The organism is Butyrivibrio sp. WCE2006 (assembly GCF_000701985.1).
Classification (GTDB): Bacteria; Bacillota; Clostridia; order Lachnospirales; family Lachnospiraceae; genus Butyrivibrio.
Genome location: NZ_JNKH01000067.1, coordinates 1 through 9,490, shown reverse-complemented (window position 1 = coordinate 9,490; position 9,490 = coordinate 1). Strand labels below are relative to the sequence as shown.

Sequence of the window (9,490 nt, the reverse complement as noted above, 5' to 3'; positions counted from 1 at the left end):
TGCGTCAGAATGTTTCATATAAGTGCCTCCTTGTAGTGAAAGTAACGTTTATGCCTTCACTACAAGGGCCGCACTCGTTACCTCTAAACAGCATCAGTAACGAGTGTGGCCGCGCATTTTGAACGGCTTGTCAACTATTTTTCATAATAATTTTTGTTAGGGGTAAGAAAAAAGCAGATCTTCGTTATTTACGAAAATCTGCTAAAGTAAATGACATTGATATACTATAGCACAGTTTACAAGTGATGGTATAAATAATCCCAATATTTTATAGCAATTTTATTATTTTCACTATTTATTTCATGTTATTAATTTTACCAAATTAAAAGCACAGAATCTTTCCTTCCTATAATTACTTTAGACAATCTCTAAATTTAGTCATCTTATTAGTTATTATGTCTTCCTTAGGCATTCATCTGATCTTGGGCTTATTGACATGGATAAACTCGTCCTTTCAGGTGATGGTACAGAAGTAGTAACTTCAGCCAGAAACAGATACCGGAAGCTTTGTAATTGCAAGGACAGAAACTGTTCCTGCAATCGCTGGTATTCCCAACCAGATACTGACTGTGGCTATGATTCTTCAAGGCACTTGTTCTACTACGGATACGATATGTACATGTTCACAGCCGCGGATTCTGAAAATGACCTCCCGGTATTTCCTCTTCTTAACAGAGCATCTATGCACGATTCCTTTGGGCTATGCTATACCTACCATGCCATGAAAGCATTTCTCAAAGAAGCAAATGTCACAGAGGCTCTACTTGATTCAGCACATGATGTTATGGCTATATACAAGTTCTGTCAGGAAAACTCCATTGCCGCAATCATCGACCTCAATGAACGAGGAGGTCTGAATTTCAAGTATAGGGATACCTACACCATTGGTAAAGATGGCATTCCTGTTTGCCAGGCCGGACTTAAAATGATCCGTGATGGCTACGAAAAATCAAGGATGCGATACAAGTTCAGATGTCCTAACTGCTCTCATTGTGACGGCATACACTGTGATTATAAGTGTTCCGACTCTGACTATGGCCTTGTAGTCCATGTCCCCACAAAGGAAAATCCTCGTATATTTACTGTTCCGGCAAGAGATTCAAAGGAATGGAAGTTAGAATACAACAAGCGTACTTCTTCAGAAAGGTGCAATAAGCGTGAAAAGATTGACTACCAATTAGAAAACGGCAGGCACCAATCTACAAAGATGTGGTACTGCCGCCTCTATTGCATCATGATGTGTCAGCATCTAGATGCCTGGGGCAAAGCTCAATCCGATAACCCTATCAAAGATATATTCGCTCAAGCCGCCTGATGTTTAGTTGATCAACTGATAGTATTCTACCACGGGAGTTTGACACCTAAATCATATCAAAAATAGTTGCAGACCACATCTGGTCTGTATTTTTTTGTCAAATAATATTTTTTAATATATAGTGATATATAGTGATTTGTGGTATAATAAGGGCTGGGGGGATACTATTCATGAAACTTACAATCTCAAAGTCCAAGAATTCAGAATCATTCTATATTTCCAAATCCTTTATTGATAATTCTGGAAAAAGCACCACTGCTACTGTCCGTAAACTCGGCACACTTTCAGAATTAATAAAGGATCATGGCCCAACTCGTGATGATGTTATTGCCTGGTGCCGCAGCGAAGTTGCTGCCGAAACCAAGAAGTACAAACAGGCACGCAAAACAAAGTCTGTTCAGGTTGTTTTCCACGCAGATAAAGAATTAGACTATGCACAGCGCAAACTATTTGAAGGCGGTTATCTGTTTCCTCAGGCTGTTTACTACAAGCTCCAGCTGGATAAGATCTGTAAAACAATCAAACAACGTCATCAGTACGAATACGATTTAAATGCCATTCTTTCTGACCTGGTTTATAACCGCATCCTTGATCCACGTAGCAAACTTTCTGCATATAAAGCTGCCCAGTCATCCCTTGAAGCTCCTACATACGAACTTCATGATATCTACAGAGCATTATCAGTACTTGCAGAAGAATCGGATTTTATCCAGTCTGAAGTTTTTAAGAACAGCAACTATTTTGGTAAAAGAAATGATCGAATACTTTACTACGACTGCTCTAACTTCTATTTCGAAATTGAACAAGAAGATGGTAATAAAAAGTATGGCAAAAGCAAGGAACATCGGCCTAACCCAATCGTTCAGATGGGACTTTTCATTGATGGAGACGGTATTCCTCTGGCATTTTCAATTTTTGGTGGGAATCAGAATGAGCAAAAATCATTAAAGCCTTTAGAATCAAAAATCCTTCAGCAGTTCGGTCATGATAAGTTTATTTACTGTAGCGATGCCGGCCTTGGTTCAACCGATAATCGCAAATTTAACCACCTAGGAGAACGAGCGTTTATCGTCACCCAGTCAATAAAAAAGCTTGATGCAGAAAACAAAAAACTCGCACTGAGTAAAGATGGTTTTAAAAGGCTTTCGGATAATAAAAAGGTTTCTGCTGCAGAAATTGAAAGTACTGATTCTGATGAGTTGTACTACAAAGAAATCCCTTATATCAGCGGAAATATCGATCAGCTACTCATAATCACCTATTCGCCCAAATATGCAGCTTATCAAAAGGCAATCAGGGAAGCTCAGGTACAACGTGCCGAGGCCATGATCAACAAAGGAAAGCTAAAAAAGAATCGTAAAAACCCTAATGATCCAGCCCGTTTTATAGGGAAGGATGCATGTACTGAAGATGGCGAAGTTGCCGATATCCATTACTATCTTGACGAGACAAAGGTTGCCGAAGAAGCTAGATATGACGGTCTTTACGCTGTCTGTACGGATCTTATAGACAATGATGTTAAGGATATTTTGAAAGTAAGCGAGGGACGATGGCAGATCGAGGAATGCTTCAGAATCATGAAAACAGATTTCGCTGCAAGACCTGTCTATATCAGAAGAGATGACAGAATAGAAGCCCACTTCCTGATATGTTTCCTGTCATTACTTGTTTATCGTTTATTGGAAAAGCAACTTGAAAACAAATACACCTGTGAAGAAATCTTGGATAAATTGAAATCAATGAAATTTGCAGACATTAAAGGACAGGGATACATGCCAACTTACATTCGTGATAAACTTACTGATGCCCTTCATAAAGTATGCGGTTTTAGAACCGATTACGAATTCATTACTAAAGCTGATATGAGAACTATAGAAAAACAAAGCAAGCAAAGGTAATATTACTATATATCAAGAATCACAAAAATAACGCCAAGAGCCTGATGTATTAAGGCTTTTGGCGTCTTTAGTTGGTATTAAACTGTCAAAGACAGGATAGTATTCTACCACATTGATCAAAAAAGTCACTCAAAACAGGTGCTGTGTTAAAGTACGCCTTTTTTAGGACATATATCACAGAATCATCGCTTTCATCTTTCTTTTGGGGATAGTATTTACTTTACAATGTTCATTAGGGGCGAATCCCCTCTATTTATGGTCTAAATGCCCTTCAATTCCGAAAGGCTATTATGTCGGAAGGAGTTTTCTCGCTGATACATCATAACCCCTACAAGTAACTACTTAGCTGGACAACATAGTAAAAACCTCAGAGTTTGCAGTCTCTGAGGTTTTTTCTCTATGCATTCTTAAACGGAGATTGTCTCCAACTTTATTACCTTCATCCCATCATCTTTGAACTGTAAAAGCTGCTTATCATTTGTATAAAATATATCTGCTCCCGCAACATTAGCACTTGCTATCTGCAGGGAATCCATCTGCTTGAAAGATGGGTACTCTGCTCTTATCCTTGCAGCTTCCACTGCGACTTCTCTGTCAACGTTCTTTACTTCAAACATAAGATCTGTAAGAAACTTATTAAACTTGTCAATATCTTCCTTGGTACCATTTTTAAAGCACCCTGTGGTATATTCCATTATTGTTATCGCTGATGTTCCTACTGTTCCTTGCTGCAATGCATCGGTAAAAAGATCCCGGGCTTCTTTCATCTTAAGTTCCAGCGCATAGATAAAAATTGCCGTATCAAAATATGTCTTAATCCCTGTCATAGTCCCTCAAGCTCCTAACATATTCGTCTGGTGTCATGCCATCCCTCAGATTGTCTGATACCGGCTCATAATCGTCCCAGTTTATTGTCTTTGGCGCAGTCTTTAAAGGCCTATACTCAATAGCATGCTCTGATGCGTTGACCTCAAGTTCCTGACCATCATATAAATTCAGCGACTCAACAAATCCGGCAGGAATCGTTACTGTAAAACTGTTGCCTACTTTTCTTACTTTAACTGACATAAGAGTCCCTCCTATATAATTAGTATACACCGTATACACTAATAAGCAAATTAAAATTCAATAAACAAAACTGTAGCCAAATAGCTATCTGCTATCTATGAACAATTTACCTATCATCACATTCCTCGGATGTACTATTATCATTCATTTTTATGCTTCTTCAATTATACAATCGTGGTGCTTATAACCTTGCCTATTACCTGCATCACATTCATAGTTTATACCAACGATAATAATATTCCCTTTATACTTCTCAAGATTATCCGGATAATTACGTTTTCGAATCTGGTCTATTGCTGTTGCAGCATCTTTATCATATTTTAGCTCTATTAAAAGCACTGGCTTGTCTGGATATTTAGGAGACGGTATATATACAAGATCAGCATATCCCTTACCAGTATCCATTTCCTGGATTAAAGTGTAATAATTCTGTGCGTTATAATATGCTAATTGTATTGCATAACTCAAGGCCGCTTCACTGTTATAGGTTTTATTGTTTGCTTTGTCATGCGCTTTTTCAACCAATTCAGATACCTTAGCTGCATCTTTATTCCAGGTTGCTTCAAGTAGTTTTTGTGAATTTTCGAGAGCTTTGAAAACAACGCTCCAATCATCCTGCTTTGTAGACGCCTTAAATTCAGCTAGTATTTCGTTATTTGGGATATAGACTTCTTTTTTATCAATGTCGTAGGCAAGATATCCCAAATGAATCAATAAAGTAAAAATATCATCTTTACTATGAAAAGTGGTCATATCATTTTGATAATTATCAATAGATACAAAAATTCGGTTTCCTGCCATTAACACAGCAACATCTTCTTTTAAACCATCGTAATTTCTACAAATATACTCAGACAACGCCTGATATGTTTCTGTCTGATTCCAGTAATTCTGTATTCTACCAGTCTGAATTGCCTTCACAACTGATAAAGGACTATATATCGACCATTTTTCTTGACCAGGTTCTTCTGAGATGCTACTACTTTGCTCTCCCATTGATTTAGGCGGAATTATTCCATACATTTCGTATCCGTCATACCAGTTTTTTATCTCCTCATGATTTCTTCCATACTGATTACACAAATCATCTACCTCATCATCTGTGAATCCAGTATACTTCGCCATCTGCATAGGAAAAATCATGGAATACTCATCAAACATATTCAGCGCTGAATGCTTACCATATTTTTTGATTGGAAGAATTCCTGTAATATAAGCAAGCGCAACATAGTCTTTGTCTTTAAGCCAATCACGCAAAAAATCCAAATACACTCGTTGACCTTCATCATCCGATTTATTCTCTCTAAAGATTGCATCCCACTCATCAATGATGATTACAAATTGATGTCCTGTCTGCACATAAACGTCAGACATCGACTGAATAAGGTCTTCTCTATCAAAAAAATCCACCTCAGAATATTGATTAAGAACATCTCTCATCACAAGCAGCTGGAGTTTTTTTAGCATTTCTTCAACAGATTTATCTTTTTTGACAAAATCAGTCATTATTATTTTGATAACATCAAATTTTCCAAGATATTTATCCCATTGATCTATTTCTTTTCCATCTGTTGCAATTTTCTTGTTTTCAAACAGCTCCCTACTGTCAGCATACCTATCATAATATGCTGCAAGCATGTTAGCCGTAATTGTTTTGCCAAATCTTCTAGGTCTTGATACACACACATATTTTTGTTCAGTAAGAACAAGTGAATTAATATACATTATCAAATCTGTTTTATCTATGTATATCTCAGATTCTATCGCTTGTTTAAAGCGCGTGTTCCCAGAATTAAGATAAGTTCCCATTAATGTTACCTCTAATTATATCGATAAGAGCATTCAATTATTATTACATTTTGATAATTGATTTAAGTAAGTATCACAGATGAAATTGGAGGAATTTTCACTTTCCCGGAAACTATCTGCTTCTTGTTTTCATCACACAAATCGTTTAAGGTATCCTCAGAACCTGATATGCATAATTCCCAGTTGCCTTCCGGAAGTTTAACTGTTGTCTCCTTTTCATTGGGATTAAATGCAAGGAAAATAGCTTCCGCTGTTTCTCCTTCAACTTTCTTATCAGAGTTATCCATTACAAATGCGATCACGTTTTTATCAAGATTCTTCACAGCAGTTATTCTCTTTGCTACTTCTTCAGAACTACTAAGGCGAAGGAGTCCGTGCTTTTTCCTGAAAGCGATGAGTTCCTTGTAATATTTAAGATTCTGCTGATACTCCTCTTTGTCGAGATTCTCCCATCTGATGCAATTTATCTTGTCTCCTGAGTTAAAGCTGTTAGATTCAAAACTTCCATCTTCCCTGACTTTGGTTCTTAATATCTCCTCTCCTGCCTGCATGAATGGCACACCCTCTGCTGTCATATAAAAAGTGGCAGCAAGATTATTCATTTTAATCAATTTCTCTCTGTCTGCATCTGTCCTTGCTACAGCAATTCGATCATAAAGAGTATTATTGTCGTGGCAGGATGTGTACTGGATTATCTGGGAAGGTTCTTTGCTCCAGTCCTCTTTTGCCATAAATGACTTTATCATTTTCTTCTCCATTTTGGGTGAACCTGATACCCAGCCTGTCTCCTCTGTTATGAAGACACTGCCTTTTAATCCATCTCGCATATTGTCATTAAAGTATGCGAAACCGGGAGTTTTTACAGATGATTGCTGAATCGCCATCACTACGCCATCTTTGGTGACATCTGTATCCATGTCCCAGCCTTCCCCATAAAAGATCACATCAGGATGCTTCTTGTGAACCTTGCTTACAATCTCATTTATTGTGTCTACATCAAGAAGCCCTACAAGATCGAATCTGAATCCGTCGATATGATATTCATCAGCCCAGTAGCAGACTGAATCCACTATATATTTGCGAACCATTGACCTCTCAGAAGCAGTATCATTGCCACAGCCCGAACCATTAGAGTATGTTCCGTCCGCATTTATCCTTGAAAAATACCCCGGAACTAATTTGTTAATACAGAAATCTTTTCCATCATAAACATGGTTGTAGACCACATCCATTATCACTGAAAGTCCATTATCATGAAAAGCCTTTACCATTTGTTTTGCTTCTTTTACTCTGACCTGTCCGTCATAGGGATCTGTCGCATATGAGCCTTCAGGAACATTGTAATTAACAGGATCATAGCCCCAGTTGAAGCGCTCTGATGATGAAGAATTTTCATCCACAGATCCGAAATCATAAAACGGAAGAAGGTGTACGTGAGTTACGCCAAGCTCCCTGATATAGTCAATTCCTGTAGCATTTCCACCGGCAGTATGTGTTCCTGTCTGTGCAAAAGCAATATATTTTCCCGGGTTATCTATTCCGCCTGCCTCATTTGATGAAAAGTCTCTGATATGAAGCTCATAAATAATAGCATCATTCATCTTCTCTTCTGCATGAGGATTAACATCCCTTTCCCATCCCTCGGGATTAGTGGATTCAAGATCTATAACCATAGCTCTTTGTCCGTTAACTCCGGTAGTTCTGGCATATGGATCACAGGCTTCCACACTAAGTCCATCAATAACCGCCGTGAATGTATAATATGTCCCCACAATGTCACCGGGAACCTTCACTATAAAAGTACCCTTAACATCCTTTGTCATCTGAATCTTCCTGCAAAGATCATCCTCCCAGGGATTCCCTGATTTGTACAGATTAAGATAAACCTCCTCTGCAGTAGGTGCCCATACACGAAACGTGGTGCATTCCTTGCTGTAAACGAATCCCAGATCATCACCTTCATAGGTGTATTTATCCTCGAACTCTTTTGTTGAATATATTATTGAATTATTCGTTGGATTCTTGATGTCTTCTGCATTTTCTGTGTTAAATGCTTCATTTTTCAACTGATTCTCTGCCACTATATCTACTCCCTATTTTCCATTCTTGTATTTGTCATTCGCATACTACACACCTGGACCGTTGTGGAGGATACTTTTAGCCTGCCGCTTTGTCTATCCGCGTACTTGTGTCTTTTTGGAAAACGTTTTCTCAGGAGATTGTACTACGTTTCACATTATTTCGTCAATGCAATAGTTTGAGCCCGTAAACATTTTACCGTTTACGGGCTCAGAATCTTCTTCATCAAGTCCGTCCTCGATAGAAATGATGGGATACACATCTGCTTATTACAATAATTCTCACACTCTGTAATTGATAAGTTTTGTCATCAACATCCTGCATTCTGCTGGACACGCCCCTTGCTTTGCAAGGACCTGGTCCAATATGATTCCCTTTTTTTCTAAAGAAAACCAGGAATCTATGCACGCCTGTATGGTTTGTGATTATCAAGCTTGTCAAAATATGTTGAAATCTTGGTCAATGCATCTTCCACGCTGCAGGAAACATCAAAGCTTGCGATCTGCTTTTTCTCAAGCTGCTTTTGTGCCTGAAATCCAATCTTCTTACAAACAAGGCTTCTGCAGTCACTTATGAGTTCTACTTTGGGCTGTGCTCCTCCATGACCACATCCGCCTCCTGCGCCGCAACCACCTCCAGTGCCACAACCTGCTTCATTTCCGCCTCCGCAGCCATAACCATTTCCACCAACGTCAGCACTATTACTTTCATTAGGAACCTGTCTGTATTCCTTTTTTCTGTAGCTTGTCCCCTCTACTTCATATATTGTAAAGCCCGCTGCTGCCCCAAATGTAAGATCAACATTTACATCATCTGATGACGCAACAGCAATTAAATATGCCATAATACTACCTCGCCTTTTCTATTTTCCAAAAACACCGCGCACCCACATAGCGGGTGGTTTCTATTTCGCACGCTTCGCGAGCACAACCGGGTCACGCCCCATAAAGATAATAGGGGCAAAAAACACTTTTGCCCCTTTTATCATTCTATGCCGTAATCAGTTAAATCTCTGAACCAATGTCATTAACTTTAGAATGAATTAACCAACGCCAAAGATATGTTCGGTTAACTTTAGCATGATACATCATCAATAAGTTCCGAAAGCCAAGCTATTGCACTACCCTCAGCATAATTTATCGCTATAGAAATATTATTATACTGCACATTGACAATTGACAAGCATGACAAAAAGACGAAATCACCTAATGTTAATAGAGAGGTGCCTTCATCAGTATAAATGTTGTATGATTGTATATGGAAATGGTGGAACTCTATTGTTTAATTACGATAGCAGAAACTTATCGGAAGCTTAAACCTG

The 9,490-nt window shown here is 38.4% G+C and carries 7 protein-coding genes; 2 read left to right on the top strand and 5 right to left on the bottom strand.

The genetic code is table 11. The features are described 5' to 3' along the window. Positions 1-436: 436 nt before the first annotated feature. Positions 437-1,315 carry a hypothetical protein gene (locus tag T501_RS22305; protein WP_050008414.1) on the top strand — a complete coding sequence of 293 codons (879 nt, stop codon included), beginning with the start codon at positions 437-439 and terminating at the stop codon, positions 1,313-1,315. Between the two features lie 170 nt (positions 1,316-1,485). Then, positions 1,486-3,213 (top strand): IS1634 family transposase, encoded by a 1,728-nt coding sequence (locus T501_RS18800; RefSeq protein WP_044916996.1) that lies wholly within the window; start codon positions 1,486-1,488, stop codon positions 3,211-3,213. A 407-nt stretch (positions 3,214-3,620) separates the two neighbouring features. On the opposite strand, the gene T501_RS18795 is transcribed toward T501_RS18800, so the two are convergent. The 5 genes from T501_RS18795 to T501_RS18775 form a co-directional block, all read right to left on the bottom strand. Beyond that, on the bottom strand, positions 3,621-4,040 hold the full coding sequence (locus tag T501_RS18795; RefSeq protein ID WP_044916994.1) for a type II toxin-antitoxin system VapC family toxin: 420 nt from the start codon (positions 4,038-4,040) through the stop codon (positions 3,621-3,623). Next, a complete protein-coding gene (locus tag T501_RS18790) occupies positions 4,027-4,281 on the bottom strand; it encodes an AbrB/MazE/SpoVT family DNA-binding domain-containing protein (RefSeq protein WP_044916992.1) in 255 nt (84 codons plus the stop codon). Before T501_RS18790 ends, T501_RS18795 begins: the two co-directional genes overlap by 14 nt. A gap of 150 nt (positions 4,282-4,431) precedes the next feature. Further along, the gene (locus T501_RS18785; protein WP_044916990.1) at positions 4,432-6,090 is read right to left on the bottom strand and encodes an AAA family ATPase; all 1,659 of its coding nucleotides are present in this window, start codon (positions 6,088-6,090) and stop codon (positions 4,432-4,434) included. 62 nt (positions 6,091-6,152) lie between these two features. Further along, positions 6,153-8,171 carry a type I pullulanase gene (gene pulA, locus T501_RS18780; RefSeq protein WP_242845578.1) on the bottom strand — a complete coding sequence of 673 codons (2,019 nt, stop codon included), beginning with the start codon at positions 8,169-8,171 and terminating at the stop codon, positions 6,153-6,155. A 398-nt stretch (positions 8,172-8,569) separates the two neighbouring features. Then, the gene (locus T501_RS18775) at positions 8,570-9,013 is read right to left on the bottom strand and encodes a NifB/NifX family molybdenum-iron cluster-binding protein (protein WP_044916988.1); all 444 of its coding nucleotides are present in this window, start codon (positions 9,011-9,013) and stop codon (positions 8,570-8,572) included. Positions 9,014-9,490: the final 477 nt, after the last annotated feature.

Bases quoted from the DNA above. Each gene is read 5' to 3' on its own strand.
- T501_RS18795 (WP_044916994.1), bottom strand. From the start codon at position 4,040: ATGACAGGGATTAAGACATATTTTGATACGGCAATTTTTATCTATGCG.
- T501_RS18785 (WP_044916990.1), bottom strand. From the start codon at position 6,090: ATGGGAACTTATCTTAATTCTGGGAACACGCGCTTTAAACAAGCGATA.
- T501_RS18800 (WP_044916996.1), top strand. From the start codon at position 1,486: ATGAAACTTACAATCTCAAAGTCCAAGAATTCAGAATCATTCTATATT.
- T501_RS18775 (WP_044916988.1), bottom strand. From the start codon at position 9,013: ATGGCATATTTAATTGCTGTTGCGTCATCAGATGATGTAAATGTTGAT.
- T501_RS18790 (WP_044916992.1), bottom strand. From the start codon at position 4,281: ATGTCAGTTAAAGTAAGAAAAGTAGGCAACAGTTTTACAGTAACGATT.
- T501_RS22305 (WP_050008414.1), top strand. From the start codon at position 437: ATGGATAAACTCGTCCTTTCAGGTGATGGTACAGAAGTAGTAACTTCA.